Below are 26130 nucleotides of genomic sequence, written 5' to 3' on the forward strand. Positions count from 1 at the left end.
TGTATGGGAGGCGGTTCGATTCCAACTACCAGTCCAAATTGAACTTCCGGAGGTTGACGCTGAATAGCCAGCGTCAGCCTCCACATAGTTAAATTGTATCTTAAATTGTATCCTCAAGCAAACGGCTTTGCTTCTTGTAATTTCCACCGCCGTAGGATTTATGGAGGAGTTGCTTCAATTTGTTTTCTTTTGATGCTGATATTCTTGGGATGCTGACTTTTGATAAGACGATACGCGCATTCAACTTCTTAACCTTCTTGTTCGGCCGCTTCAGGAGAATGTCTATTGTGCTATTGATTTGGTCTAATGCATGATTCAAGTCCGCGCCTTTTAGTTCAATAAGGAACAACCAATCATTTTCAGTGTAAATGCCATTGTCGCATTTCAACACATTTTCGTCGTTGATAAGACCACCATCTATTCTATAAACGACAAGCTCTTTCCCAGATTTGTTGTGCAGTTTATATGTTTGGTTCTCGCCTGGTTCACGCAATGAAACCTCCTTACTACAATCCTGACGTAGGATGTAACCGTTATCATGGTATGCCTGAAAGAACGGCCATTCCTTCTGTTCTTTAATCTTCTGTGCCATCGCTGTCGTCAAGTTGCAAAAGTTGGTCGTACTGTTGATTTATCACATTGGAAATGCTATCAATAAGTTCCGCTTTGATTTCTCCCAAATCCGCATCTATAATGTCAGAGGCTTCACCGTCTTGCAGTATATATGCAGATACTTTCTCCAATGGGAGCCATAGTTCTTTTTGAATGACTGAACTGGCTTGTTCGGGATGCTGTGCACCGACTTTGGCTGCGTAAATCAGATTATTTACGATAGTTAATGTATAGGGACTGTGAGTTGTCAATATTAGATGACCAGAAGGAGCACAGTTAAGCATTAGTACAAGTAACTGAATCGTGGACATCTGGGCTTCGGGGAACAGGTGTGCTTCAGGCTCCTCAACGATACGAAGTAACTTGTTTCCTTGGTAAATTGACAAGAAAGCGTCTTGCAGAATACGTATCGATTCCTGTTGTCCTGATGATGCATTTTTCAAATACACGTAGCCTTGTCCGGGATGAACGATACGTTCTCCAAACTCAGAATTAGAATATTGGCCACGGAGAACCTCGCGGATAAGTTTGTATGCCAATTTCAATCGAGGTTTCAATCGTCCATTTGCATGGGTTATCATTCCTTCAAAATTACCAAGATTGATAAAAGCCTGACGCATTTTTACAACGCGCTGCATAAAACTAAGCATCAATGTCTCGTCAATAGTCTGTTCCTTTGTCTCAAAGGCTCGATGCCCTTGTTCCTCAATGCTCTTCTGTATGCTTTGCTGGAGCATGTTCTCAAAAGTCTCGCTATAGCCTATGGTTGCATTACGACCAGCAAGAATGAACAAAGAATCATTATGTTCATTGCAAAAAAGCGCATTTATCTTATCCGCTAATTGATGGAGGTAATTTAAGTGGCGCTCGTCCAAAGCTACTTTCTTAGCGACATTATCCATATTCGCTAAATCAGTCTTGAGTTGAAGTAGCATTTTTTTATAGCCTCGCAACTCTTGAAAATCCTTCTTTGTGAAAAAAGTATCAGAAAAATGCGCATTTATTTTCTTCTTTGCAGTAAGAGACAAAGTCAAATAACGATTATCATCATAATGATATACAATTTCAAAATCAGGCAAATGGTATGTGGAGCCAAAGAAATCATAGAATTTTTCACGAATGGGAATAATCAAGTCTTGCGCCATTTCAACCCCTTCCCCGCTTGACTGATAATAGCGAGAAAAGAATTCGGCAGATAAAGATTTAAAGAAGTATATTAATTTAGCAACCGTACTTTTGCCGCTTGCTTGCTGACCTATTAGTATAAGAGCAGGGCGAATTTCGATAGAAGCTCTTCTAACAGGACCAAAGTTCGTTATTTCTAATCTTTGTGACATGCTTATTTCTATTTTTGCTGCAAAATTAATTCTTTTTTCTCAATTACTAATGTAATTCCTCAAAAAACACTCTAAAATTTGCACAATTCGGATATTTTGTGTACCTTTGTCTACGACAATGAGCCATTAAAACAGGCTGGTGACTCTGCGTCGGGAGTTCATTGACAAGCAAATCACGGCAGAATGAGGAAATGAGAACCGTTGCCAGTTCGTAACCCCGATTTTTCTCAATCCTCGGAACTGCCTTTATTTACAAAAGGTTTGCGATTTCTTCCAAAGTTACAAAATAAAATTGTAAACAAGTTTTTTTCCTTACTTCTTTTATGTTTTGAGCAATTCATTGAACTCATATTAACGTGAGTCCGATATAAGGGTGACGAGAATCCTGCGATGTTTCTCCTTCTATTTTTTATTGAATTCTGTTGGGATTATATATCCCTGTAGGCTGGCGCCAGCCATCCTACAAAAGCAAATGAGCCTTAAAAGATTTGAAAGTGAACTTTCCATCTTCTAAAACTCATTTCCTTTCGTGATCCCGTTGGGATTGCATATCCCCGTAGGCTGGCGCCAGCCATCCTACAAAATCTTAAAAGGAGTTCTGAGAATCTGAAAGCGAGCTTTCATTCCCATTACTCCTTTTAATTTTTCGTGATCCCGTTGGGATTCAAACCCAAGACCTTCAGAACCGGAATCTGACGCTCTATTCAGCTAAGCTACGGGACCGTTACGGGTTGCAAAAGTAAGGAAAATTATCGAATTGGGCAAATTTTTTGTGTGAGATGTTTTTACGTTCAGAACTTTAGGGTTCGTTTAGATGATTTCAAGTTGCAGGGCGTCGCTGAGTTTCTTGATGGGCGAATAGCTTTTTTTCATATCTTCGAGTTGCTCTTTCTTCGTGAGTGCTATTTTTGTTTCGCCGATTTCTGCCAGTCGTAGGGTGAAATTGATGCTCCCATTGTGCAGGTCTTTTGCCATGGTTGCCTGTATTCGTCCTTTGATGGGTGTGATTTCGTCGATAAGCAGCTGGTTGTCGATGACGAGTTCGATGTTGGGGTAGTCGGCAATTTTCGGTACGATGTTTTTCAGTCGCATTGCCGTGGCAGTCATTTGTCTCGGCATGCGGCTACACATGGCGTACCATGCTTTTTCTAAGTCATCTTGTGTGAACTTGTTCTGTTCGTCCTGATTGATGAGTAGTTTCTCTTCTTCCTTTGTTTCCTCTTTCTTGTTCAGGTTTTTCAGGGAGATGAGCGACTCTTTGAGATTGATTTTCTTTTTCGGTGTAGGTACATTCTGTGGGGGCAGCTGTCCGGTTGTTGCCTGTTTGTCGTTTGTTTCAGGTTTTTTCGCCTCAGTCACCTGTGAGACTGATTTTGGCGAAACGGCTGCTGCCAGTTTTTTGAACAGGGTTTTTAATCTTCTCGCAGGGCGGCGCCCCGAGCCGGGAACGTCTTCATCCTCTTGCGTGAGTTGTGCCACCTCGATGAGCGTAAGTTCTGTCAGTAGTCGTTTTGAGGAACTTTGCCGGTAGTTGATTTCGCAGTTGTTGAGCAGCCGCAGTGCAGCGTAAAGGAATTTGGTCGGGCATTTCTGTGCCTGTTGCTGGAACTTCTCTTTCTGCTGCTGACTAACTTCCAGCAGTGGGAGTGTCGCGGCATCCTTAGCCATCATGACGTTTCTCACGTGTGCAGCCAGTCCGTTGATGAGGTGTCCGGGGTCAAATCCTTTGTTGATAATGTCGTTCAGCAGGAGCATGATGTCGCTCACTTTGTTTTCCAACGCCAGGTCGATGATTCGGAAATGGTTGTCCGATTCGAGTACGTTGAGGTCTTCGATGACCTTTTCGAGTGTGATGTTGCCTTGACTGTAGGAGGCGACTTGGTCGAAGATGGAGAGAGCGTCGCGCATGCCGCCGTCCGCTTTCTCGGCAATGATGCCCAGTGCTTCTTCTTCGTAAGTGATTCCTTCTTTTTCCGCCACTTGTTTGAGGTGGGCGATGATATTGGGAACGGTCATTCTGTCGAAGTCAAATATCTGGCATCGTGAGATGATCGTCGGTAGAATCTTGTGCTTTTCGGTCGTGGCAAGAATGAAGATGACGTACGACGGCGGTTCTTCCAGCGTTTTGAGAAACGAGTTGAAAGCGGCAGCCGACAGCATGTGCACCTCGTCGATGATAAATACCTTGTATTTTCCTATCTGCGGAGGTATGCGCGTCTGTTCCATCAGTGTCTTCATTTGGTCCACACCGTTGTTTGATGCGGCATCCAGTTCGAAGATGTTATACGAGCGGCCGTTGTTGAATGCCTGACAGCTCTCGCACTCTCCGCATGCCTCTCCGTCTGCAGTGGGATTGCTGCAGTTGATAGCTTTGGCGAAGATGCGCGCGCAGGTGGTCTTTCCCACGCCGCGCGGTCCGCAGAAAAGGTAGGCGTGCGCCAGCTTTCCGCTCTTCACGGCATTCTTCAGCGTTGTTGTCAGAGCCTCTTGTCCCACGACGCTGTCAAACGTCATGGGGCGATATTTGCGTGCTGATACGATATATTCCATGCGTATTGAATGATTGAATGTTTGTGCAAAATTACGAAAAACAATTGAGAATCGTGTGCGATTTCGTCCTAAATTCTTCTTCGTAGATTCAACTTCAAAATGCAACTACGTCTGCAAAGGTGCAAAAAAAGTATTATATATTGAAGTTTCGGAAGTGCCGAAATAACTAATACTCAGTCGCCTGTGGCGAGAAATCTTTCAAATCTGTACAAATCAAACAAATCTATTTTGAAAGATTTGAAAGGATTTGTGTGATTTCTGTCACGGAGTGACACTCATTTTCAGATGTTTTTCAGTCGCCTGTGGCGAGAAATCTTTCAAATCTGTACAAATCAAACAAATCTATTTTGAAAGATTTGAAAAGATTTGTGAGATTTCTATCACGAAGTGATACTCATTTTCAGATGTTTTTCAGTCGCCTGTGGCGAGAAATCTTTCAAATCTGTACAAATCAAACAAATCTATTTTGAAAGATTTGAAAAGATTTGTGAGATTTCTATCACGAAGTGATACTCATTTTCAGATGTTTTTCAGTCGCCTACGGCGAGAAATCTTTCAAATCTGTACAAATCAAACAAATCTATTTTGAAAGATTTGAAAAGATTTGTGAGATTTCTATCACGAAGTGATACTCATTTTCAGATATTTAGCACTTGCGAAAGTTGAATTATATACGAATCCAAGTATCTGCTTTTTTATTTTTTGATCAGTTTCCGTTGTCGCGTCTTGCCGTCCTTCACGGCGCGGACGATATAGAGCCCCGACTTCATACCCGAAATGTTTTCATAACAATAAAATTTAATTTCATTTCATTTTCTTATCCTAATCTTGTGTAGATATGCCTTAAAAGGGAGATCTATTGAAAATCCTGGATCAACTATATTCCAGTGTCGATTTGTGACAGATGCCGTGATATAAACTTTGCTATGTAAAGGAATGTTATACTTTTCCAATTTCGCTGTTTCAACTAAAACTATTCTTGTAAGAAAAGGATTAAAATTTGAACTAATGGCAACATCTAAAGAATCTGCATCGTAAGGATGGTACCGACTAAATAAAATTTTCGTATATGCCCCATTTGTTCTTGTTTCTATCGTATCTACATACGCAGGTATATCCACAAGCTCCTCTATAATCAGCTCAGGATAACTTTCATCCCAGAAAGAAACTTCTTGTTCATCCTCATCATTGCTGCACGCCGTCAGCGTCATGCTCATCGCAAGGAGCAGAAGGGCGGAGAAAAGGAGTTGGTGCCACGGTTCGAATCTTTGTCTTTGTTTCATCGTCAGATATGTTTTAACGGGTTAAATCATTTTTATATAAACTTGTTGCTTGCAAATATACGAAAAAAGAATTTGTTTTCCCAATTTTTCGACGAGTAATTTATTCGTAAAAAACACGCCGGTGGCAGCAGGGCAGGGCAGGAGAGAAGGCATTGGATGTGTGTGAAAAGGATGCTGGATGTGTGTCAGAGGAATCTGTGAGTGCCCTGTGAGGGTGTCAGAAAATGAGGGAACAGATTCTAAAAGTGAAACTCTTTTCAAGCAAATTCACTGAAATTGGTGACCAAATTCACTGAATTTGATGAGTAAATTCACTGAATTTGTTTTTTCATAGTCGAACTTTCACAAAGTAAATCAACTTGATTTGATGAAAGGAAGTCGTGTCTTTGAGTGGAGATATAGGTGATTTTTGCAAGTGATGGTTGAGGCTCTGATGTGCAAAAAATGCCGATTTCATCGATAAAATTGGTCTTTTCATCCACTTTTTTCAATCTTTTCGGGGTGCAGTCTGAAAAAATAAAAAAGATTTTGTGGTGTGGAAATGGAAAAAAGTATTATCTTTGCAAAGGCTAAGCGTTTCCGGTCAGTTTCGGTTAACTGCCGGCGGGCGCTCTGATAAGTACACCTAAACATCTGCGAATAATGAAAACGAACCGTTTCAATTCTGTATGGAACTTCCTCGGACGCTTCAAGTACATCATCGTGATTGTGCTTGGCGTTGCGCTGGTGGGTTTCATTGATGAGAACAGTTTTGTGAAGCGGATAGAGTATGATTATCAGATTAAGGTCTTGAAGGCGGAAATCAGCAAGTATGATGAAATCTACAAGCGGGATTCTCTTCGTGTGGCAGAGTTGCAGAGCAGTCCGAAAGCTATCTCGAAGATTGCCCGTGAGCGCTATTTCATGAAAGCCGATGATGAGGATATTTACGTCTTGAGTACTGACGAACAACCGACAACCGACGACAACTGATGAACCCATTAAATCGATTTCAGAGTTTTCTTTTTCTCTTAGGCGGCTTGCTGATGGTGGCAGGCGTGGGGTGCTATGTGTTCCAGTTTCAGATGAAGGTGGTGTGCTGGGTCTGTCTTGGCGGCGCGCTTTTGTTTGCATTGATGCAGATTCAGCAGCGCTACGATGGCGACAGTTTCGTGATTCGCCGTCTGCGGCGGATGATGCTCCTGGCAGACGTGCTTTTTGTCGTGGCAGGCTTGCTGATGGTCGAGACGCAGTATGGCTATCTCCGTCCGCTGTTCCCCGACCTCACGACCTATATACAATATATATATAATAAGTGGATTATCGCCCTTCTCGTCGCAGCTATCTTGGAAATCTATACCGTTCACCGGATATCGAGCGAACTGAGTAAAGAGAACTTTAATAAAGACAAAAAACGCTAAAAGTTCGTAGAATATCATTAAATAGCATAAAAATATTTTTTTACTTCGAGAAATGATATTATTTTTGTCGGTGCGAAAAGGCTAATCATCATTATGAATAGAGTTATATATGCATTTTTCACTCTGTCGGTTCTGGCATCTTGTGCCGGTTCCTACAACATTCAGGGGACTTCAAATGTGTCGAACCTTGATGGTCAGATGCTGTATCTGAAGGTCTTGCAGAATCAGGATTTGTCGAACGTTGACTCGTGTGACATCATTCACGGGCGGTTCACGTTCACAGGCACCGTCGATTCGGTGAAAATGGCAAGTATCTATATCAACGATGAGAGTGTGCTGCCTTTGGTGCTTGAAAACGGGGATATTACCATCCAGATTACCCAGACGCAGCAAGTGGTGAGCGGTACGCCGTTGAACGACAAGCTGTTTACCTTCATCAGAAGCTATGACCAGTTGCAGAACCAGCAGATGGAACTGGTTCACAAGCATGACCGTGCCATCATGGATGGCAGCGACATGGAGCAGGTGAGCCGGCAACTGAACGAAGAGTATATACAGATAAACGAAAAACTCGACAAATTGATTACCTCGTTCATCGTGGAAAACTTCGACAACGTGCTCGGACCGGGCGTGTTCATGATGGTGACCAACAATTATCCCTATCCGATGTTCTCGCCATGGATTGACGACGTGATGAGCAAGGCGACACCGACGTTCAAGAACGATTCTTACGTAAAGTGGTATATGGAGACGGCGGAGCGTGTGCAGAACATACAAAACGGCATGGAGACACTGCCTCCATCGCAGGGCACGCACATGACCAATGCACCGGCACCTCCGACACCCAACCAGTTGGCACACCCGACCGGGAAACAAAAAAATCAGTAACAGCCAAATCTGTAAAGACTGCGCATGAGAATATTATTGTCTGATGCAACAATAATCAACGAAGACCGGCGCTTCAGGGGAGCAGTCGCCGTAGAAAACGACAGAATTGCTGAAATATATGAAGGAAACAGTGAGCCCCGTGGCAACTACGATGAGATTGTAGATGCTGCGGGTTGTTTCGTTCTTCCAGGCATTATTGACACCCATGTCCATTTTCGCGAACCCGGACTGACGGCGAAAGCCGACATCTCCAGTGAGAGCCGTGCCGCTGCCTACGGCGGTGTGACCACTTTCTTCGATATGCCGAATACGGTTCCGCAGACCACGACGATAGAAGCGCTGAATGACAAGTTCGACAAGGCAGCCGGAAGCAGTCATGTGAACTATTCCTTCTTCTTCGGAGCGACCAATGACAATGCACCTCTCTTTGCGGAGTTGGACGTGCATCGTGTGCCAGGCATCAAGCTGTTTATGGGCTCATCCACGGGAAATATGCTTGTGGACCGTCGCGAGCAGTTGGAGAAAATCTTCCAGTCAGCCCCGTTGCCCCTTGTAGCGCATTGTGAAGACACCGATATCATCAATCGGAATATGGCGCAGGCGAAGGAGCAACATGGCGAAGACCCGGACATTCGTTGGCACGAGCATATTCGTTCGGCAGATGCCTGTTATGACTCCACCAGCAAGGCGGTTGCCTTGGCGCAGCGTTATGGGACGCGGTTGCACGTGGCACACCTGACGACCGAAAGGGAACTGGCGCTGTTCGGGCATCATCCGAACATCACGGCAGAAGCCGTCATAGCCCATTTGTGCTTTTGCGATGAAGACTATGCGGACAAGGGAAGTCTTATCAAGTGCAACCCCGCCATTAAGTCGAGGAGCGACCGCACGGCTTTGCGTGCCGCCCTTTGCGACGGGCGTATCGCGACGGTGGGGACAGACCATGCTCCGCACCTGCTGAGTGAGAAACAAGGGGGATGTGCCCGCGCTGCATCGGGCATGCCGATGATACAGTTTTCGTTGGTCACGATGCTGTCGTTGGTCGATGAGGGCGTGCTGACGATGGAGCGTCTCGTGCAACTGATGTGTCATCAGCCGGCGCGACTGTTCGATGTCAGTGAGCGGGGATTTATCCGTAAAGGATATAAGGCAGACCTCGTGGTGGTGCGTCCGGAGGCGTGGACCGTCACGGAAAAATGTATTCAGAGCAAGTGTGGCTGGAGTCCGATGACAGGACGCGAATACCATTGGAAAGTGGTGCACACGTTTTGCAATGGCAACCACCTGTACGACAACGGGCAATTTGATGACAAGAGCAGGGGAGAAGCAGTAAAGTTCAGAATGTAAAAGACGTAGCGAGATGATAGCAAGAAATATTTTGATGTTCGTATTGCTGGTGGTATTGCCGGATTTATACATCTACTGGCACTATTTCAAACGCCGGAAAGTGGCATGGTGGAAGCGTGTGCTGTGGTGGATTCCTTGCCTGTTTTTCCTTGGCTATATCATCAGTTTGTACGACGACAAGAACTTCACTCCCTCCGACGCATCTTTTCTTTATCTGTTTCTGTTCCTGTTTGGCGTATTGGTCGTCTCAAAAGCAGTCTTCACCCTTTGTTCGGGCATCGGACTGTTGTGGTGCCGATGGCGACATAAGCGGCGCAACTGGGGGAGCCTGATAGGTTTCTTGTTCGCTCTTTTCGTGATTTATGTGGTGATTTATGGTTCCACAATCGGTTTCCGGCAGTTTGAAGTGAAGCGTGTTGATTTCTATTCGGAAGAACTTCCCGACAGTTTTGACGGCTACAGAATCGTCTTGTTCTCTGACGTGCATGTTGGCAGTTACAACGGTGGCAACCAGAAGATACTCGCCCGAGCGATTGACAGCATCAACGCGCAGCATGCCGATGCGATATGTTTTGCCGGTGACCTTCAGAATGTTGCTCCTCAGGAGATTTATGAGCATCGGCAGTTGCTCAGTTCCCTGCGTGCCAAAGACGGGGTGTTCTCAGTGATGGGCAACCACGATTATGCTGATTATATAAAGGTGGAGCCAGCCGAAGAAGTGGCAAATGTGCAGGAAACCATGAGACTGCAGCGGCAATTTGGGTGGAATCTGTTGCTCAATGAGCACTGTGCGGTGCATCGGGGTGGCGATTCAATCGTCTTTGCCGGCATTGAAAACGACGGCAGAAACCTGGACGGAAAAAGGAGCAGTCTCGAGAAAACGCTTAAGGGTGTGAATGACAGCGCGTTTGTCGTCATGCTTGCCCATGACCCGGCGGAGTGGCGAAGGAAGATTCTCCCTAAGTCAAGGGCGCAATTAACCCTCAGCGGTCATACGCATGGCGGACAGGTCAGCCTGTTCGGATTCTCTCCCGTAAGTCTGGCGTACAGCGAGTTTGAAGGCGAATATGAAGATGAGGGATATGCCCGTTCCATCTATGTGTCGAAAGGACTTGGCGGATTGATTCCGTTCCGTTTCGGCTGCCCGGGCGAGATAGTAGTAATCACTTTACATAAACAATAAAAAGGGGAAAGATGAAATACTTATATTATTTATATCAGTTGGTTGTCGTCCTGCCGTTATTTCTCTGCAGCACGATACTCACAGCGCTTGTGACCACAATAGGCTGCACGCTGGGTGACGGACATTTCTGGGGTTATTATCCCGGTAAGCTATGGTCGCAATTCACTATCCGCATTCTGCTGCTTCCGGTGAAGGTAGAGGGACGCAAATACGTGGAGAAAGGACAGTCTTACGTTTTTGTTGCCAATCATCAAGGGGCATTTGATATATTCCTGATTTACGGTTTTCTTGGGCGCAACTTCAAGTGGATGATGAAGCAGAGCCTCCGGAAAATCCCATTGGTGGGGAAAGCATGTGAGGCAGCCCACCACATTTTCGTCGATAAGAGCGGTCCGAGCAAAATCAAAGAGAGCTATGAAAAGGCGCGTGAAGAACTGAAAGACGGCATGTCGCTCGTGGTCTTTCCCGAAGGAGCGCGTACGCATACCGGAAAAATGGGACCATTCCGGCGTGGTGCCTTCATGCTTGCCGACGAGTTGCAGTTGCCCGTTGTGCCACTGACGATTAACGGTTCTTTCAACGTGTTGCCGCGGCAGCGAGACGGACGGTTCGTTCATTGGCATCCGTTGCGGTTGACCATCCATCAGCCCATCTACCCCGTCGGGAAGGGAGCGGACAATATCCAGACGATAATGAGTGAAAGTTGTCAGGTTATTAAAGGTTCTTTGGAACAGGAATGAGGTAAAAACGGCTTCTTTGCTTTATTTCACATGGCAAGTTGTCCGTAATTGGCGGAAATTATATAACTTTGTATGCAAAGTTTCTGACACGTCAAATAATATAGTAAAATAAAAGTACAGAACACTCAAATAACAGTCATTAAGCAGAATGAAGATGATAACATCAGCCTAACATACATGTTGAGGGCTAAAGAGGGTGAGTCCTGACTTTCGGTTAAGTGAAATTTTAACATCAAAATTATAACGAAAATGAAAACAATGAAGATTCTAAGAAAATCGCAATTAAGCGAGAATCATGCAAACTCGTTTGCAAATGGCGGAAAGACCATGGGTAAAGAATTAAAGGTATGGAATGCGACTGTATTTTATGCAATCGCCTTTGTGATGCTTGCTGCTTTCTCCCTCGCCTCTTGTAGCGATGCTGATGGAGATTGGGACCCGATGATATGGAAAGCAGAAGTGCCGGTACAGATGACCGATGGTGTTTATAATGTTTCTAAAACTGGCAGCGAGTTCATCTTTTCTTGCCAGAACTATTTATCTCCGTGGCTGGCATCTGCCGAGTCGAATGGAGAACGTTATTTTCCTCCCTACGAAGCGAATGACTATCATACGATAACGACAGATTGGTTCAATGCAGAAATAAACGGAAACATACTAAAGGTCGTTTTCAAGGAAAATGATACAGAAGAAGAACGTCCGCTTCAATTGACTGTCACGGCAGGTGACATTTTCTATACATTCAAATTCAAACAGTTTGCAAATAAATAATTGGGCGTTCAATCATATCAATGATGTCGTCCGACAAGTTACCTATGGTGTGAGTTGATTGAAAAAGTAGCGAAAGTGGCATTCTAAGAAGAAAACGACATTTCTTTGGCTGCTTTTATACCTTTTCTTCAAAAAAATGGGCTGTTCCAAATTAAAAACAGTACTTTTGTACCACAATAACCCGCCAAGCCTCTTCGCAATGCTTAAATCGGCGGGTCATTTTGTTTATGACGGCGTATCCTCGCCCGATTTTGATTGTGCAGGATGCTCCCGAGAGGACTACCATGAAATAAAAAACAGAGTTTGAATGAAAAAAATCGCATCCTGACTTCATCACTTTTTTGCGCCATCATATAGCGCACAATGATAATCAGCGAGTTACGTAAAATTATTGGGTGGTTTGGGTGGCGCAAGCGAAAAACGTGTACCTTTGCACCATGTATGTACGCAAGAAACACAATCGTTCCGGCTCTACAAGTGTGGTAGTGGTCAGTAAAGCGAGTGGAAAGTATAAAGAAATAAAATCGTTTGGCTCCTCTACATCCGAAGAGGAAATACATTCATTATGCGATAAGGCTGCTGCATGGATACGTTCATTTGGCGGTCAGCAAGAACTTGACTTTGATGACCGCAAGGGAAAGGAAGTCGAGGAGACAGAGCGTTTCCTTAGCAATATTGACAACGTGTTGATAAACGGTACTCGGCTTCTGCTTGATCAAGTCTATGACAGCATCGGCTTCAACCGGATTCCCGATGAGATTCTGCGTCATTTGGTAATCGCAAGGGTGTCGCAGCCCAGAAGCAAACTTGCCACAGTAGATTACCTGAAGTCATATTATGATGAAGATGTTGACCTCAACCACATCTATCGCTACATGGACAAGCTCTACAATACCCAGATGGAGCTTGCGCAGCAGATTAGCGTAGAGCACACCCGGAAACTGTTCGGAGGCAAGATTGGATTGATGTTCTACGACGTGACGACGCTCTACTTTGAGACAGCACAGACGGACGTATTGCGTGAACCGGGGTTTTCAAAGGATGGAAAGACGGCAGAGTCACAGGTTATACTCGGTCTGCTTGTATCAGAAGGAGGCTACCCGCTTTCATACTCTCTGTTCAACGGCAGCCAGTATGAGGGCTTCACCATGATACCAATGATAGATGACTTCAAGCAGCGTTTCAATCTGGGGAAAGATTTTGTTGTGGTGGCAGACTCAGGCTTGATGAACAAGAACAATGTCACTTTGCTGCAGGAGGCTGGCTACAACTACATACTTGGAGCCCGCATCAAGAGCGAGAGCGCAAGCGTGAAGCAATGGATTCTCTCTTTAGAGAAGGTTGATAAAGCCTGTTACGACTACAAACGTGAGAATGGGGAAAGACTTATCGTCAGTTATTCCGACAAGCGTGCAAAGAAGGATGCCTACAACCGTGACCGCGGAATTGTCCGATTGAGAAAAGCCTATAAGACCGGACGCATCACGAAGAGTCAGGTGAACAAGCGTGGCTACAACAAGTTTCTTGAAATCAGCAAGGACATAGAAGTCGTCATCAGCGAAGAGAAGATTGCAGAGGACTGCCAGTGGGACGGACTCAAGGGCTACATCACCAATACAGACCTTGACGCCGAGCGTGTCATTGCCGAGTATCATGGACTCTGGGTGGTGGAACGTGCATTCCGTATTTCAAAAGGAACTCTGGAAATGCGTCCGATGTTTCATTTTACAGAACGTAGGATAGAGGCACATGTCTGCATTTGCTTCATCGCCTATAAGGTATATAAGGAACTGGAGCGACTCATTGCCATTAACAAGATTGGGATGAGTGTCGATAAGGTGCTTGAGGCAGCCAAAACTATCACGACAATCAGGGTAAGGATGCCTAAAAACGGGACTTACTTCACTAAGACACTCTTCTTGACGGAGAAGCACCTCGCAGTGAAACCACTTTTCGACATATCTGGCAACAAATCTTAATTTGGGTGGCGCATTGACGAAGTCAGGAAAAAACAGAGTTTGAATGAAAAAAATCGCATTTCCGCTTTACATTTTCTTCGTCTGAACTGTATTATAAGTGTATGACACGAAAAGATGTTGAAAGTCTGTTCAAGACACACTACACCGAGATGTATCATCTGGCACTCACGTTGCTCTTCGACGAAGCGGAGAGCAAAGATGTGGTGAGCGAGGTGTTCGCCCGTCTGCTCAGTGGCAGCACCGTCGTGCGAACAGACGATGCACGGGCATTCCTGTTGGCGAGTGTGCGCCACCGCTGCCTGAATGTGTTGCAGCACAAGCAGGTGCAAGAACGATTCGCACGCTTGCTCACGGTGGACAACAACACGCTCGTCAGCAATGATACAGTGGACGAGCAGATGGAGATGGAAGAACTGGTGCGCTACTTGCAGGACAACCTGCCGCCACTAAGTGTGGAGATTTTCCGTCTGCACTATCTGCAAGAGATGACCTGCCAGGAAGTGGGCGAGGCGCTGAACGTCAGCCGCCAGACCGTCCACACCCACCTGAAGCAGACTATGGAGAAAATCAAAGCGTATTATAATTCAAACTTAAAAGCGATATGATGAACGAAGAACAACGTATAGAGTGGCTTCTGGAATTGCAGGAACTGACGAACGAGCGAGAGCAGAGTGATGCTTGCATCAACTCTGCCGAGCGAGGAGGAAGAAGGCGAAGCCAACACCCCGAGCGACTGACCGACGAACAGTTGCAGCAGATACTCGCTGACGACGAGATGCGCCAGCTTGTGCAGCAACTTGGCTTTGCAAAGCGTGCCTTCAAGCATCAGGATGTGAAGAACGACACCCCTGACGTGGATAGCGAATGGGAGCAGTTTGCCGCTGCCCATGCGGAAAAACTGGATGCCCTTGACGGAGGAGAACGTAAGTCCCGTTTTCTTGCTTTCCTCGCACCCCACAAGATAGCGGCATCCTTCATCGGCGTGCTCCTGGTATCGGGTATTGCCTTTGCCGCTATCTGGAGCCTCACCCCCAGCCCCTCTCCAAAAGGCGAGGGGAGTGAATACACTCAAGTTTCAGACACTGTAAAAAGTGTAACTACTCCCCTCTCCACTGGGAGAGGGGCAGGGGGAGAGGTTTCCTACGTCTTCAACAATGTGGCGCTCGACTCCATCCTCACGACTATTGCCGTTGCCCACGGCGTCGGCGTGGAGTTTGAGAATGATGCGGCACGCCAGCTCCGTTTCCATTTCGTCTGGAAGCGTGAAGACAGCCTCGCCAGCGTCGTGGAGAAGTTGAACACCTTCGAAGCCGTGAACATCGGCATGGAGGACAAAAAACTGGTTGTAAGATGAGACGCACACTATATACCTTAGCCTTAATGGCTTGCATCCTTTGCATGCCACTTGGCACCTATGCCCAGCGCATTAGCCATATATATAATAATGTGTCGCTCAGCGATGCCCTGCTCCAGTTGAATAACGAGCAGAAGGAATACGTCATCAACTTCCTCTACAACGAACTGGAGGACTTCCGCATCACTACCACCATCAAGAATAAGAAACTGCCCGATGCCATCCAGCAGATGATAGGCTTCTATCCCGTCCGCATGACCGTGAAGCCCGACGACCGAGAAATCTATGTGGAGTGTATCCACAAGACCGACCGCCACCTGACGGGCACCATCGTTGACGAACAGGGTCAGCCGTTGGCATATGCAAACATTGCAATTCTCAATCCTGCCGACTCCACGCTGCTTAGTGGCGGTGTTAGTAATGAAAGCGGTTACTTCGCCATTCCATACGAACAAGACAAAGTCCTTGCCCGCATCTCCTACGTCGGTTACAAGACCATCTATAAGATTTGCAGCCAGCCTGAAGTGGGAGTCATACGGATGCAAGTGGACAACTACACATTTAAAGGCGTAACAGTGAAAGGACATGTTCCACAATACAAGATGACTACAGGTGGCGTAACTGTTGAAGTACAGAACTCCATACTCAAAGATGTAGGAACAGCAGATGATTTACTCTCTATGCTTCCCAACGTTCAGGGTGAGGACGGCAACTATACCGTTTTCGCCAAGGGAACGCCCGAAATCTATATCAACAATAAGAAGGTGCAGAACGCACGGGAATTGAAGCAACTGAAATCGACCGACATCAAGAGCGTGGACATCATCACGTCGCCCGGTGCCAAGTACAATGCCGAGGTCGGTGCCGTCATCCGCATCAAAACCATCCGTCCACAGGGCGAGGGCGTAAGTGTGGAGGCATACAGTCAAGTGAAGTATAACGAGAAGTGGACAACCTACGACGATGCAACGGTGAAATATCGCACGGGTGGACTGGAGATATTCGGTAGCATGATGGTCAATAACGGCAACCACTCCGAGGACAATACCGTTACAACCGACACGTATGCCAACGGCAATCATGTCAGCATCCGTCAATATGCACCCAATAATTTCTGGTACACGATGCTGGGCGGGCAGTTGGGAGCCAGTTACGAATTCAATGAGGATAATTCTGTCGGTTTCTCTTATAACCTTAGTGGGTCGCTCTATGAAGGAGGAACGGTTCAGTCACAGCAAACCATCACGCGAAACAACGCCCTCGAAGGAATGGTTGACCAATTTATTGAATTTAATGTAAGCGACCGTCCTCAGCACGAGGCCAACATCTACTATGTGGGTAAGGCAGGAAAACTCGGCATCGACTTCAACGGCTCGTGGATTTGGAAGAAAAGCGTGGTCGACCAGACCTCATTAGAGCATAGCCTGCAACTAGTAGACCGCACTGTGACCACTCACAACGAGAATCGCAACAATATGTTGGCAGGAAAACTTGTACTGACCTATCCGATATGGAAGGGTGAACTGAGTTTCGGCTGTGAGGCCACCCGCTCCAACAGCCACGGTATATATGAGAATGTTGAGCGAGTTGTGTCACCCTCCGATGACGAAATCCGCGAGAGCAATATTGCCGCTTTTGCCGAATATCAATTAAAATTGGGCGAGTGGAGCATCGGCGGCGGGCTGCGCTACGAGACGGTCAATTCCGACTATTATTCCTTCGGTGAATATCAGACCGAGCCGAGCCGCAAATACCGCGACCTCTTTCCCAATCTTTCCCTTGGTTGGCAAAAGAACAAATGGGGCATCCAACTGAGTTACGACAAACGTATCAGCCGCCCAAACTATAAATCGCTAAATTCTAATGTGCAATACGATAACCGCTATGAGTACGAGGGTGGAAACCCTTTGTTGCGCCCTACCATCAAGCAGAACCTCGACCTCAACGTTACCTACTCGTGGCTGAACTTCACAGCAGGCTATAGTCACAGCAAAGATATGAGGCTAAGTTTCGGCAGCCTGTATCAGGAGGGAACGGAGATTACCATCTGGACCAACCGTAACTTCGACAAATTTGAGTCCTACAACGCCTCGTTGACGGCTTCACCCAAGTTCGGTTTCTACAGTCCCACGCTGACACTCAGTTACTGGCAGCAAAACTTCGATACCCAGTCATACGGCCTCGCCACAAAACGCAATAAACCCGAATGGCAGATAAACTTCCGCAACTGGTTTACTATCGATAAGACCACGAAGGCAATGCTCTATCTGCATTATTCCACCAGCTACGATTACGGCTTCAATCACTATGCCCATGAGTTCAACATCAATGCCCGTGTGCAGAAGACATTCTTTGACGGCAACCTGACCGCTGCCCTCTTTGCTAACGACATCTTCCGCAATCTCCGTGAACGCTGGACGGGTTACTATCCCGTGACAACCATGTCGAAGGATGCCTACGTCTATACCCAATACATAGGGGTGTCGCTCTCTTATAATTTCAATGCCACGCGAAGCAAGTACAAAGGAACTGGTGCTGGTAATGATGAAAAGAATCGTTTGTAGTGGAGGACAGGAAACCAAATGTCAGACAAATGTCAGACAAATGTCAGGAAGAAAATTCGTCGTTTACGGTCAAATCGCTGTAATTTTGCAGCCGCAAATAATGTTAAAACGTGAACGATTTCCGTTTTCAGGTGTATGCCTATAACGGAACCTCTAAAAACAAAACAAGTAAAACGAAAATTAGCAATTATGAAATCTAAGTCATTATCGCTTGTCGTTCTGATTCTGTCGGTATGCACTCCTCTCCATGCACAAGAGACGGTGCCGATGGATTCATTAGTCTATGAATTACAGGAAATCGTAGTCAAGTCAAAACAGCCTGCGACGAAACTGGTAGGCAGTACCCTCGTTTCAACCATTGCAGGGTCAAACTTGCAAAATGCAGGAAACGCCCTTGACGTGCTTCAGCAACTACCAATGCTTTCCGTCGAGGACAACATGGTCTCCGTAACAGGAAAGGGTACACCTGCAATCTATATAGACGGTAGACCTATGCGCGACAATACAGAATTGCGGCAGTTACAATCTGCCAACATTCGGAGAATAGAACTCGTATTAGCTCCTGGCGCCCAATATGAGAGCACCACTAATGCCGTTCTTAAAATCACGACCCGAAGGAATTTTGTACAAGGTCTTAGCGTCAGTAATGAAGCCGAGACGCGTGTACGCCGCAAATGGTCTGTGAACGACATGCTCGATTTCAGTTATCATTCCAAGAAATGGGAACTGTTCGGCACTGGTTACTATGACCATGACAACAGCCTGATAAAGGGTTCGACACTCAATCGTCTCGTTTATGAAGGTAAGCCGATTGAAACGGGAACGACATTCCACAGCTCTTACCCAGAGAATAGCGCAATGGGGAAAATCGGATTCAATTTCGCGGAAGGCAATCAGTCTCTCGGTGCATACTACCGCTTTACGCATTCTCACACTGACCCATTAAACACGGGGACTGAATGGATGGAGTCAGAGACTCCACTTTCCCGCAGGATTTCAGGTGAAGGCAATATGAGAAACAATCTTGTGTCCCTCTACTATGACAATACATTTGCCGACAAGTATCATCTTCATTTTGACGGGAACTATAAGGGTGCCAACAATGACAAGGCCAACGCCACTACTTATGATAACGCCCAGCAGCAGGGCATAAACTCTACCCAGAATCAGAACAGCAACCTTTGGGCTGGTAAAGTATATCTTGACTTTCCGCTTGCCAAAGGAGAGTTCTCTGTGGGTACACAAGCTTCCTATACCCACACAACGCTGGATTATCGGATGCTTAATCAGGCAGTAGAGACTTATATCCCGTCTTCACTCACAGATGCAAAGCAGACTTCTTTAGCGGCTTTTGCCTCATGGACAAGGCAGTTTGGAAAGTTTAGTTTGTCCGCCGGAGTAAGATACGAGTATGATGATTATCTGTTCACCGTAGATGGAAAGAAAGATACTGATGTAAGCCGTATCGACAATTTCCTGACCCCGGACATATCACTGGGCTACTATTTCAACGAAACCTCAATGGTAAGCCTAAGCTATAGAATGGCTACCATCAAACCACCGTATTCGCATCTGACAGGCGGTCTGACCTATGCAGGAGAGCACGAAATAGAGGGAGGCAACCCTATGCTGCGAGACGAAAAGATGCACAATCTCCAGTTCTTCGGACAATGGAATGACTTTATGTTGCAAGTGGACTATATCAGAAGTCTGGACACCTATGCCTTCGTAAAGCAGATTTACCCTGCTTCAACATTCCAAATGTTACTACACCCCGTCAATGTCAATGTGTCAGAATTAAGCACATATCTTATCTGGGGGCGGTCTATACGGCATTGGAGGCCCGAAGTTACTCTCGGATTGTCGAAGCCTTGGATGAAGCTTGACGATACAAGTTATAACAAACCCATATTCTCATATAGTTGCCAGAACTCCATTTCCTTGCCCAAAGATTTTTATCTCTCGGCAAACATGAGAGGACAAAGTTGCGGTGATATGCACACCAACCGCTTCGCTGCATCGTGGTTTGTGATGGATATGAGCATACGAAAGACTTTCCTAGATAAAGCCCTTGCCGTAAAACTGACGGCTACCGATATATTCAATACCCGCAACAACGACTGGAGCATGAATACATACGGGATTCTGATGAACAAATGCCAAAGCTATGACAGACGGGGAATAACCCTAAGTGTTCAGTATCAGTTCCAGCCCCAAAAGAGCAAATATAAAGGCAAAGCAGCCTCGGAAGCAGAAATGAACCGACTATAAATCTCTCTCGTTTCGATGGGCAGTCGTCGGCATTGTGCCGGCGCTGCCACATCATTAAAAGCAAATGGCAGACAACTGCCAGGGAGGATATTCCATAAATATCAATTTGCAGAGTAGTTTCGCAGCCAAGATGGTGAACGGTTTGCCTTGATGTGTTTGTATGCTGCTGGCAAGTGCTTAATGACGGCAATGTGAAGGCGGGGTTTGCCTGTGTTTCTTGGAACGTGAATCCGACGAAAGTAACCGCCATGACACACCTGTATAAACATACCGAAAAGGACGTATAAATATGCAGTTGAACTTTCGCTTTCCAAAAGTTCAACTTTTGCACGCTAAAAGTTCAACTTTCATCGCCTAAAACTTCAACTTTTACAAGCCAAAAGTTCAACTTTTGGAAAGCACTTCTTAACAGTTTGAAAATCAATAATTTATAAAACACGTTACAAAGCTTCTGTATCTGTATAAATATACAAAAGCGGGAATCGGCTCAACGGACGGAATGAGAAATGTCGCCGAACTCATATGAATCTGTTTTTTTTGAGGATTTTCGGAACGGAAAATTGTTGGGAGTTTTCCAAAAAAGGAAACTTTTTCTGAAAATAGGGCGGAAAAGTTTTCCAAAAAGTTTTTTATTCTGCCATAAAAATTGTATCTTTGCAAACGTTCGATATCCTAAATGAGACTGAAAACAAAATATAACTAATTGATATGAAAAAAGTAACATACTCTTATGATGAAGCGTTCAATGCTTCTTTGGACTATTTCGGCGGTGACGAATTGGCGGCACGCGTGTGGGTGAACAAATATGCCATGAAGGACAGTTTTGGGAATATCTATGAGAAATCTCCCGAAGATATGCACCGGCGTATAGCCAACGAAATAGCCAGGATAGAGAAAAAATATAATAACCCCGTTTCGGCGCAAGAGGTTTTTGAGTTGCTGGACCATTTCCGTTACATCGTCCCTGCGGGAAGTCCGATGACGGGAATCGGCAACGAGTTTCAGGTGGCTTCGCTCTCGAATTGTTTCGTGGTAGGTCTCGACGGCGATGCCGACTCGTATGGTGCCATCATGCGAATAGATGAAGAGCAGGTGCAGCTGATGAAGCGTCGCGGCGGAGTGGGACATGACCTCTCTCATATCCGTCCGAAGGGCTCTCCGGTCAACAATTCGGCGCTGACCTCTACGGGTCTGGTTCCTTTTATGGAGCGTTTCAGCAATTCTACCCGCGAGGTGGCGCAGGATGGTCGTCGCGGTGCCCTGATGCTCTCTGTAAGCATCAAGCATCCTGACAGTGAGGCCTTTATCGATGCGAAAATGACTGAAGGCAAGGTGACGGGTGCGAATGTGTCGGTCCGCATAGATGATGAGTTCATGGAGTGTGCGATAGCCGACAAGGAGTATGTGCAGCAATTCCCGATAGACAGCAAGAAACCTGCCTTTGAGAAAACGATTCGTGCCAAGGAATTATGGGAAAAGATTGTGCATAACGCATGGAAAAGTGCCGAGCCGGGCGTCCTGTTCTGGGATACGATTATCCGTGAGAGCATTCCCGACTGTTATGCCGACCTGGGCTTCCGCACGATATCCACGAATCCTTGCGGCGAAATCCCGCTTTGTCCATACGATTCTTGCCGTTTGCTTTCCATCAATCTCTATTCTTACGTGGTGAATCCGTTTACGAAAGATGCTTATTTCGACTACGACAAATTCCGCAAGCACGTGGCTTTGGCACAGCGCTTGATGGACGACATCGTGGACCTGGAGTTGGAGAAAATAGAGCGGATTATGGAGAAGATAAAGGCTGATCCGCAAAGTCAAGAGGTGAAAGGTGCGGAATATCATCTTTGGGAGAAAATCTATGCGAAGAGCGGAAAGGGTCGCCGCACGGGCGTCGGCATCACGGCAGAGGGCGACATGATTGCCGCAATGGGACTTTGCTATGGTACGCAGGAGGCAACCGATTTCTCGGTCAACGTGCATAAGACGCTGGCGCTGGCGGCATACGGCTCGTCGGTGCAGATGGCGAAAGAGCGCGGCGCTTTTGAAATATTCGATGCCAAGCGCGAGATGAAGAATCCTTTCATCCTGCGACTGAAGAAGGAAGACCCGCAGTTGTACGATGATATGGTGAAGTATGGTCGCCGTAATATTGCCTGTCTTACAATCGCGCCGACGGGAACCACTTCGCTCATGACACAGACGACGAGCGGCATCGAACCGGTATTCCTGCCCGTGTATAAGCGCAGAAGGAAAGTGAATCCGAACGACACCAACGTGCATGTGGACTTCGTGGATGAAGTGGGCGATTCTTTCGAGGAATATATCGTGTATCACCCGAAGTTCTTGGAGTGGATGAAGGTCAACGGACTGGATACGGAAAAGCGCTATACGCAAGAAGAGATAGACGAAATCGTAGCCAAATCACCCTATAACAAGGCGACGGCAAATGACGTGGACTGGTTGATGAAGGTGCGTATGCAGGGCGCTGTCCAGAAGTGGGTGGATCACAGCATCAGCGTGACGGTCAACCTGCCAAACGACGTGGATGAGGAACTGGTCAACCGACTGTACGTAGAAGCATGGAAGACGGGATGCAAGGGATGCACCATCTATCGTGACGGAAGTCGTTCAGGCGTGATGATTTCTATGGATAAGAAAAAGAAGAAAGAAGCAGCGGGCGACCTGCAGCCATGTCTGCCACCGGAAGTGACGGAAGTTCGCCCGCAAGTGTTGGAGTGCGACGTTGTCCGTTTCCAGAACAACAAGGAGAAATGGGTGGCATTCGTGGGACTTCTGAATGGTTACCCGTATGAGATATTTACCGGTCTTCAGGATGATGAAGAAGGAATCGTGCTCCCCAAGACCGTTGTGAAGGGAAAGATTATTAAAAACACCAGCGAAGAAGGTCGCAGCCGTTATGACTTCCAGTTTGAAAACAAGCGTGGCTATAAGACAACGGTAGAAGGTCTGAGTGAGAAATTCAATCCGGAATATTGGAACTATGCCAAGCTGATTTCCGGCGTGTTGCGCTACCGCATGCCGATAGACCACGTGATAAAGCTCGTCGGTTCATTGCAACTGAAGAGCGAAAGCATCAATACCTGGAAAAACGGTGTGGAGCGGGCATTGAAGAAATATATCGTTGACGGAACGGAGGCAAAGGGACAGAAGTGCCCGTCCTGTGGTCATGAGACGCTGGTCTATCAGGAAGGTTGCCTCATTTGTAAGAGTTGTGGCGCCTCAAGGTGCGGATAAAATATTTGTGAGATGAAATTAGAGTCCAGCTATATTTATTTAGATAATGTCCGGTTCCACGCCTACCACGGCGTGTTGGAACAGGAGCGTAAGACGGGAGGCGACTTTCTGGTTAGCCTCCGTGTCGGTTTCCCAATAGAAAAAGCCATGCGCTCCGATGATGTGTCGGACACACTCAACTACGCAGCCCTCTATGAGATGGTGAAAAAAGAAATCACCGTGCCGTCAAAACTGCTTGAGAATGTCGCGTACAGAATATGCAAGAAAATGACGGAGGCATATCCTGAGATAGAATCCGTGGAATTGAAAATAACCAAGAAGAATCCACCGATGGGTGCCGACTGTGACGGTGCTGGCGTGGAAATGAAAATTATTAATAAAAAATAAAACGGATAGCCGCTTACTCTATCTTTACATGAAATTGCTACCTTTGCAACCAAAATGATTGATATGAAGAGAATAGCATTTATTATGATAGCAGTATTTGCGTTCGCAACAGTTAGTCTGAGTGCGGACAGGAATTTTGTTCTTGTAATCGATGCTGGGCACGGAGGACACGATCACGGTGCTCCTGGCGCTATCTCTAAAGAGAAGAATCTCACCCTGCGCTTTGCGCTGGCATTCGGAAAGATGGTGGAACGCCATTGTCCCGACGTGAAAGTCATCTACACACGCACAACCGACCGGTTCCTTGAATTGTGGCAGCGGGCGGAGATTGCGAATAAGAACAAGGCTGACCTTTTCATCTCTGTCCATATCAATGCCCTTGCAGGAGGACGTATAGCACGGGGATTCCAGACCTATACGTTAGGGCAGGGGAGAAGTGGTGTCGGAATTATCAAGAACCTTGACGTGGCGAAGCGGGAAAATTCGGTAATCCTGCTGGAGAAGGACTATAAGCAGACTTATCAGGGGTTTGACAATTCCGCAGAGAGTAATATCATGTTTGAGTTTATGCAGGACCAGAACATGGAGCGCAGTGTCGATCTGGCGAAGATGATGCAGCGGAATGTCTGTGCAGCGACAGGGCGACAGGATATGGGAGCTCATCAGGACAATCTGGCTGTGCTGAGGCTTACGTCAATGCCGGGCTGCCTTGTTGAACTGGGATTTATCTCAACGCCAGACGAGGAGCGCTTTATGAACTCCGAAGAGGCAACGGAGCGATATGCGAAGGGTTTGTTCAATGCTTTCGTGCAATATAAGAATAAGTATTATGGGGGCAGTACGCAGTTGTTTACAGTGGAAGCACCCAAGAAGGAACCAGTAGCAGTCGCAGAACCACCTTCGCAGCCGCAGAAGACGGAAAGGCAGGTGGCGCCAGTGGAGAGCAGGCAGACAACGGCAGAAACTCTTAAGACAAAAAAACGGGAAGCGGATGAGGAACCGGTAAAGGCTAAGGAGAAAAGCAATGAACCTGTGTTTAAAGTTCAGATAGTTGCCAGCAGTAAGACTTTGCCCAAAAACAGTCCGCAACTGAAAGGTGAGGAAGATGTCGATTCGTATGTGGAAGACGGAATGGTGAAATATACGATTGGCTCTTCAAACGATTACAACGAGATATATCGTCTCAGAAAATCATTGCTTGAGAAATTCCCGCAAGCATTTATCATCGCATTCAAAAACGGACGGAAAATGGATGTCAATCAGGCTATCAGGGAATTCAAAACGAATAGGAAATAAATAGATGATGAACAGTATGGCAAAAGAAATCAAAATAGCACTCGTTGCCATTGTAGGTATCTTGGTACTTTTCTTTGGGATGAAGTTTCTGAAAGGAGTTCAGCTCTTTTCTAACGACCATGTGTACTATGTCACATTTTCGGATATTAGCGGCTTGGCTGCCTCAAGTCCCATCTATGCCAACGGTTTCAAGGTGGGGACGGTGAAGTCGATTGAGTACGATTATTCAAAGCCGGGAGCGATTGTCGCGACAGTCGGACTGGATAAGAAACTGCAGGTCCCGAACGGGAGTCGGGCGGAAATTGAAAGCGATTTGCTGGGCAACGTGAAGCTGAACCTGTTGCTGGGCGACCCGTCCGCAGGAATGATTCCGGTAGGAGGGAAAATTTCCGGCAGCATCTATGCAGGAGCACTTGGAAAGGCTGCCGAGATGATTCCGCAGATAGAGAAAATACTGCCTAAACTTGATTCTATCCTTGCCAATCTGAACACGTTGACAGCCGACCCTGCAATCGCCAAGTCGTTGCATAACGTGGAGCATATTACAAACGATCTGACAACGACCACAACCCAGTTGAACACCCTGATGGCTTCCCTTAACAAAGAAGTGCCAGGCATGATTACACGGGCAAATAACGTGCTCGACCAGTCGGGACAGTTAGCATCCAATCTCTCTGCGGTCAACGTAGAGGAGACCATGACGAAAGTCAGCGAAACGCTTGAAAACTTGCGCCGGTTCACAGATAAACTGAATGCAAACGATGGTTCGTTGGGACTTCTGCTGAATGACAAGAAACTTTACCAGAATCTCAATTCAACCATAGCTCATGCGGACTCGCTGCTCATCAACCTTCGGGAGCATCCGAAACGCTATGTCCACTTCTCGGTTTTCGGTAAAAAGGACAAGTAG

At 46.3% G+C, this 26130-nt stretch carries 21 protein-coding genes and 1 tRNA gene; 16 read left to right on the forward strand and 6 right to left on the reverse strand.

The features are described from left to right. Positions 1-100 precede the first annotated feature (100 nt). The 6 genes from GRF55_RS02370 to GRF55_RS02395 all read right to left on the reverse strand — a co-directional run bounded on the left by GRF55_RS02370 (position 101) and on the right by GRF55_RS02395 (position 5782). The gene (locus GRF55_RS02370) at positions 101-592 is read right to left on the reverse strand and encodes a hypothetical protein (protein WP_220368963.1); all 492 of its coding nucleotides are present in this window, start codon (positions 590-592) and stop codon (positions 101-103) included. Then, complete coding sequence (locus GRF55_RS02375) at positions 576-1949, reverse strand: AAA family ATPase (RefSeq protein ID WP_220368964.1); 1374 nt, start codon at positions 1947-1949, stop codon at positions 576-578. The genes GRF55_RS02370 and GRF55_RS02375 overlap by 17 nt, the downstream gene beginning before the upstream one ends. A gap of 649 nt (positions 1950-2598) precedes the next feature. Beyond that, positions 2599-2672 (reverse strand) — tRNA-Arg (locus GRF55_RS02380). Between the two features lie 87 nt (positions 2673-2759). Continuing rightward, positions 2760-4499: a DNA polymerase III subunit gamma/tau gene (locus tag GRF55_RS02385; protein WP_220368965.1), complete on the reverse strand. Its 1740-nt coding sequence runs from the start codon at positions 4497-4499 to the stop codon at positions 2760-2762. Positions 4500-5194: 695 nt separating this feature from the next. Further along, positions 5195-5269 (reverse strand): hypothetical protein, encoded by a 75-nt coding sequence (locus GRF55_RS11805; protein ID WP_220369590.1) that lies wholly within the window; start codon positions 5267-5269, stop codon positions 5195-5197. A 39-nt stretch (positions 5270-5308) separates the two neighbouring features. After that, the gene (locus GRF55_RS02395; RefSeq protein ID WP_220368966.1) at positions 5309-5782 is read right to left on the reverse strand and encodes a hypothetical protein; all 474 of its coding nucleotides are present in this window, start codon (positions 5780-5782) and stop codon (positions 5309-5311) included. 642 nt (positions 5783-6424) lie between these two features. Here GRF55_RS02395 and GRF55_RS02400 point away from each other — a divergent pair. The 16 genes from GRF55_RS02400 to GRF55_RS02475 all read left to right on the forward strand — a co-directional run bounded on the left by GRF55_RS02400 (position 6425) and on the right by GRF55_RS02475 (position 26130). After that, entirely contained in the window at positions 6425-6754 is a 330-nt protein-coding gene (locus GRF55_RS02400) for a septum formation initiator family protein (RefSeq protein ID WP_220368967.1), read from the forward strand. Next, the gene (locus GRF55_RS02405; RefSeq protein ID WP_220368968.1) at positions 6754-7182 is read left to right on the forward strand and encodes a hypothetical protein; all 429 of its coding nucleotides are present in this window, start codon (positions 6754-6756) and stop codon (positions 7180-7182) included. Before GRF55_RS02400 ends, GRF55_RS02405 begins: the two co-directional genes overlap by 1 nt. A 93-nt stretch (positions 7183-7275) precedes the next feature. Continuing rightward, a complete protein-coding gene (locus GRF55_RS02410; protein ID WP_220368969.1) occupies positions 7276-8070 on the forward strand; it encodes a DUF4369 domain-containing protein in 795 nt (264 codons plus the stop codon). 24 nt (positions 8071-8094) lie between these two features. Further along, on the forward strand, positions 8095-9417 hold the full coding sequence (locus GRF55_RS02415; RefSeq protein ID WP_220368970.1) for a dihydroorotase: 1323 nt from the start codon (positions 8095-8097) through the stop codon (positions 9415-9417). Positions 9418-9430: 13 nt separating this feature from the next. Beyond that, positions 9431-10600 carry a metallophosphoesterase gene (locus GRF55_RS02420; RefSeq protein WP_220368971.1) on the forward strand — a complete coding sequence of 390 codons (1170 nt, stop codon included), beginning with the start codon at positions 9431-9433 and terminating at the stop codon, positions 10598-10600. Between the two features lie 11 nt (positions 10601-10611). Then, positions 10612-11340 carry a 1-acyl-sn-glycerol-3-phosphate acyltransferase gene (locus GRF55_RS02425; RefSeq protein ID WP_220368972.1) on the forward strand — a complete coding sequence of 243 codons (729 nt, stop codon included), beginning with the start codon at positions 10612-10614 and terminating at the stop codon, positions 11338-11340. Between the two features lie 249 nt (positions 11341-11589). Beyond that, positions 11590-12111, forward strand: coding sequence for a hypothetical protein (locus GRF55_RS02430; RefSeq protein WP_220368973.1), 522 nt, complete (start codon positions 11590-11592; stop codon positions 12109-12111). Positions 12112-12548: 437 nt separating this feature from the next. Beyond that, positions 12549-14090, forward strand: coding sequence for an IS1634 family transposase (locus GRF55_RS02435; protein WP_172774742.1), 1542 nt, complete (start codon positions 12549-12551; stop codon positions 14088-14090). A gap of 101 nt (positions 14091-14191) precedes the next feature. After that, positions 14192-14695 carry a sigma-70 family RNA polymerase sigma factor gene (locus GRF55_RS02440; protein WP_220368974.1) on the forward strand — a complete coding sequence of 168 codons (504 nt, stop codon included), beginning with the start codon at positions 14192-14194 and terminating at the stop codon, positions 14693-14695. Then, positions 14692-15444 carry a DUF4974 domain-containing protein gene (locus GRF55_RS02445; protein ID WP_220368975.1) on the forward strand — a complete coding sequence of 251 codons (753 nt, stop codon included), beginning with the start codon at positions 14692-14694 and terminating at the stop codon, positions 15442-15444. The genes GRF55_RS02440 and GRF55_RS02445 overlap by 4 nt, the downstream gene beginning before the upstream one ends. Next, entirely contained in the window at positions 15441-18008 is a 2568-nt protein-coding gene (locus GRF55_RS02450) for a TonB-dependent receptor domain-containing protein (protein ID WP_255563820.1), read from the forward strand. The genes GRF55_RS02445 and GRF55_RS02450 overlap by 4 nt, the downstream gene beginning before the upstream one ends. 189 nt (positions 18009-18197) lie before the next feature. Then, on the forward strand, positions 18198-20279 hold the full coding sequence (locus tag GRF55_RS02455) for a TonB-dependent receptor domain-containing protein (RefSeq protein WP_220368976.1): 2082 nt from the start codon (positions 18198-18200) through the stop codon (positions 20277-20279). Positions 20280-20987: 708 nt separating this feature from the next. Then, complete coding sequence (locus tag GRF55_RS02460; RefSeq protein ID WP_220368977.1) at positions 20988-23537, forward strand: adenosylcobalamin-dependent ribonucleoside-diphosphate reductase; 2550 nt, start codon at positions 20988-20990, stop codon at positions 23535-23537. A 12-nt stretch (positions 23538-23549) separates the two neighbouring features. Next, entirely contained in the window at positions 23550-23924 is a 375-nt protein-coding gene (folB, locus tag GRF55_RS02465) for a dihydroneopterin aldolase (protein WP_220368978.1), read from the forward strand. A 63-nt stretch (positions 23925-23987) separates the two neighbouring features. Next, the gene (locus GRF55_RS02470) at positions 23988-25220 is read left to right on the forward strand and encodes an N-acetylmuramoyl-L-alanine amidase (protein WP_220368979.1); all 1233 of its coding nucleotides are present in this window, start codon (positions 23988-23990) and stop codon (positions 25218-25220) included. Between the two features lie 7 nt (positions 25221-25227). Next, complete coding sequence (locus GRF55_RS02475; RefSeq protein ID WP_220369592.1) at positions 25228-26130, forward strand: MlaD family protein; 903 nt, start codon at positions 25228-25230, stop codon at positions 26128-26130.

This window comes from Prevotella sp. Rep29 (assembly GCF_019551475.1).
Lineage (GTDB): Bacteria > Bacteroidota > Bacteroidia > Bacteroidales > Bacteroidaceae > Prevotella.

Bases quoted from the DNA above. Each gene is read 5' to 3' on its own strand.
- GRF55_RS02370 (WP_220368963.1), bottom strand. From the start codon at position 592: ATGGCACAGAAGATTAAAGAACAGAAGGAATGGCCGTTCTTTCAGGCA.
- GRF55_RS02375 (WP_220368964.1), bottom strand. From the start codon at position 1,949: ATGTCACAAAGATTAGAAATAACGAACTTTGGTCCTGTTAGAAGAGCT.
- GRF55_RS02385 (WP_220368965.1), bottom strand. From the start codon at position 4,499: ATGGAATATATCGTATCAGCACGCAAATATCGCCCCATGACGTTTGAC.
- GRF55_RS02395 (WP_220368966.1), bottom strand. From the start codon at position 5,782: ATGAAACAAAGACAAAGATTCGAACCGTGGCACCAACTCCTTTTCTCC.
- GRF55_RS02400 (WP_220368967.1), top strand. From the start codon at position 6,425: ATGAAAACGAACCGTTTCAATTCTGTATGGAACTTCCTCGGACGCTTC.
- GRF55_RS02405 (WP_220368968.1), top strand. From the start codon at position 6,754: ATGAACCCATTAAATCGATTTCAGAGTTTTCTTTTTCTCTTAGGCGGC.
- GRF55_RS02410 (WP_220368969.1), top strand. From the start codon at position 7,276: ATGAATAGAGTTATATATGCATTTTTCACTCTGTCGGTTCTGGCATCT.
- GRF55_RS02415 (WP_220368970.1), top strand. From the start codon at position 8,095: ATGAGAATATTATTGTCTGATGCAACAATAATCAACGAAGACCGGCGC.
- GRF55_RS02420 (WP_220368971.1), top strand. From the start codon at position 9,431: ATGATAGCAAGAAATATTTTGATGTTCGTATTGCTGGTGGTATTGCCG.
- GRF55_RS02425 (WP_220368972.1), top strand. From the start codon at position 10,612: ATGAAATACTTATATTATTTATATCAGTTGGTTGTCGTCCTGCCGTTA.
- GRF55_RS02430 (WP_220368973.1), top strand. From the start codon at position 11,590: ATGAAAACAATGAAGATTCTAAGAAAATCGCAATTAAGCGAGAATCAT.
- GRF55_RS02435 (WP_172774742.1), top strand. From the start codon at position 12,549: ATGTATGTACGCAAGAAACACAATCGTTCCGGCTCTACAAGTGTGGTA.
- GRF55_RS02440 (WP_220368974.1), top strand. From the start codon at position 14,192: ATGACACGAAAAGATGTTGAAAGTCTGTTCAAGACACACTACACCGAG.
- GRF55_RS02445 (WP_220368975.1), top strand. From the start codon at position 14,692: ATGATGAACGAAGAACAACGTATAGAGTGGCTTCTGGAATTGCAGGAA.
- GRF55_RS02450 (WP_255563820.1), top strand. From the start codon at position 15,441: ATGAGACGCACACTATATACCTTAGCCTTAATGGCTTGCATCCTTTGC.
- GRF55_RS02455 (WP_220368976.1), top strand. From the start codon at position 18,198: ATGAAATCTAAGTCATTATCGCTTGTCGTTCTGATTCTGTCGGTATGC.
- GRF55_RS02460 (WP_220368977.1), top strand. From the start codon at position 20,988: ATGAAAAAAGTAACATACTCTTATGATGAAGCGTTCAATGCTTCTTTG.
- folB (WP_220368978.1), top strand. From the start codon at position 23,550: ATGAAATTAGAGTCCAGCTATATTTATTTAGATAATGTCCGGTTCCAC.
- GRF55_RS02470 (WP_220368979.1), top strand. From the start codon at position 23,988: ATGAAGAGAATAGCATTTATTATGATAGCAGTATTTGCGTTCGCAACA.
- GRF55_RS02475 (WP_220369592.1), top strand. From the start codon at position 25,228: ATGAACAGTATGGCAAAAGAAATCAAAATAGCACTCGTTGCCATTGTA.